This window comes from Microcoleus sp. F4-D5, assembly GCF_036704885.1.
Classification (GTDB): Bacteria; Cyanobacteriota; Cyanobacteriia; order Cyanobacteriales; family Microcoleaceae; genus Microcoleus.
In genome coordinates, this window is the sequence record NZ_JAUBSX010000178.1 from 1 (window position 1) to 2,170 (window position 2,170).

At 44.9% G+C, this 2,170-nt stretch carries 2 protein-coding genes; one reads left to right on the plus strand and one right to left on the minus strand.

Annotated elements, in window-relative coordinates:
- Window positions 1-47: 47 nt before the first annotated feature.
- Window positions 48-368 (minus strand): carotenoid oxygenase family protein, encoded by a 321-nt coding sequence (locus QUA80_RS33370; protein ID WP_333429179.1) that lies wholly within the window; start codon window positions 366-368, stop codon window positions 48-50.
- Window positions 369-944: 576 nt separating this feature from the next.
- Here QUA80_RS33370 and surE point away from each other — a divergent pair.
- Window positions 945-1,622 carry a 5'/3'-nucleotidase SurE gene (gene surE / locus QUA80_RS33375; protein ID WP_333429180.1) on the plus strand — a complete coding sequence of 226 codons (678 nt, stop codon included), beginning with the start codon at window positions 945-947 and terminating at the stop codon, window positions 1,620-1,622.
- The last annotated feature ends 548 nt before the right edge of the window (window positions 1,623-2,170 follow it).

Genomic DNA, 2,170 nt, shown 5'->3' on the forward strand with positions numbered 1-2,170 from the left:
TCATTGGTTTTCTCACAGGATGGTCTTGGATCTTACATTCTTTATCTCTAGCACATCTTTAGAAAAATGGTATAACATGGCGGTTTGACAAGGCGCGACTTCAACCTCACTTCACCCTGCCGATTGAAATCAAGCCGATAAATCATGCCATCGCCATTCAACCATGAGTTTCCATCAGGGTGAGGAAGACCTCCTGATGCGACGCTTCCCACTGGAGCAACAATAAAGACGTGACCTTGCAAGTCCTCTGGTAGTTCTCCCTCAATCTCCAATTGGATGTTATCTAGTTCATCCCGACTGGCGGTCATAATCGACTGGGGAACTGGGGGACAGCCTGCTTTGGTATTGCTTTGAGTGGGTTCGCTCATGTAACTCTCCTGAGTTAAAATGTAATAATGGTAACAGTGTAGATAAGTATTTGATTTATGAATGGGAAATGATGACTGTAACTTAGATACTATCTTTGATAAAGATTTGATATCTATTCTCCCATCCCCTGCGTCAAAGCAATTGGAATCGACATTAACTTATTATCGGCTCTCTCGTACTTATGGTGATAACGCAAGCTAATAATTTAGCAGGATCGAGGGTTTCAACGTTCAGTCTCAGATAGTTAGTATCATCTGCTACTTTTAAGACAAAGCATGGGGGAGAGCCGAGGAAAAAATTATGTGATTAGATGTTTGCATCGACACTGATGTCATGAATGCTGCACTGGGGCAAGCGTAACAAGTCGCTTTAGCTGTCATATCAAGGTGCGACTCGGCTAAAATGTGGCGCGCCACATTTCTGGGACAACTGTTCAATTAATGCGATGATATAAATGTGTGGTAATGCTCATACTGACGATCGCCACCAACCAACAACCAATTTGGGCTAGAACTACCAGAAGGTTGCCAGCCTCTGCGCTCTCAAATCGGTTCTATAAAACCGACACATTTTTAATGACGATAATTTTAACCAACGACGACGGCATCGATGCTCCCGGCATTCAAGCACTTTTGCAGGCTGTCAGCGGCAAAACAATTATGGTGGCTCCGCAGGGGCAATTGTCGGGCTGCGGGCATCAGGTGACGGCCCACAGTCCGATTCATGTCGATCGCCGATCGTCCGTGGAGTATGCTGTAGGGGGAACACCGGCCGATTGCGTCCGCATCGCTCTTCATCACGTTTGTGCGAAGCCGGATTTGGTGCTTTCGGGTATTAACGCGGGCGGCAATTTGGGCGTTGACGTGTATATTTCCGGTACGGTGGCGGCTGTGCGGGAAGCAGCCATGCACGGTATTCCGGGAATCGCAATTTCCCACCGGATTAAAAGGCCGCTCGAAATTGATTGGGATGTCGCTACTCGCTGGACATCGCGGGTGTTGGCGGATTTGCTCAACCGGGAACCAAAGTCGGGGTGTTTCTGGAATGTGAATTTGCCGCATTTAGCGCCCGGAAGTGCGGAACCGGAAATTGTGTTTTGCCGGCCTTCGACGCAGCCGCTGCCGGTGGTATACCGAGTGGAGGGAGAATACTTTTATTATGCGGGAGAATATGGCTCGCGCGATCGGGCGGCGGGGACTGATGTAGACGTGTGTTTTGAGGGTAATATTGCGGTAACCGAGATATCGCTGTGATGGGATTTGATGGATTTGGGCGATCGAACTATATTTTTTTTCCATCAATTCTAAATAAATGGTGTTAAATTCGATCGGCGACAGAATGTTTCATATTCATCGCTAAAAACAGATTTCATTATACTTTGGGTTTAGCAGTGCATATTCCCTAGGTATAATAAACCTGTTTTCGGATTATCCCAAAATAGGATATTGTGATTGATTCAGAATTGATACTAATAAAACTTAAACAAAATTAATCACAGTTCAGAGAGTGGCAGCTATCTCTACTTGCGGCCCTCGGTGCTACCATAATTTTTTTTGTCATCCTTCGGCTTAGCAACACCATCAGGTTGTTTCTTTGGCTTTTTGACTTCTTTGTTGCTTTTTCTTTCTTTTGACATGATTGTTCCTCAATTTTGACTCAGCATAACATAGATTGAAACATCTATCTAACTGCCAGTACAAAGGGGCGATTCCACACAAATATTACTTATACCATTTTTCTAAAGTTATGCTAGAGTTACCTGAAAAGTAAAGGAGAATATTAAAATGTCTGGGCGTCCTCA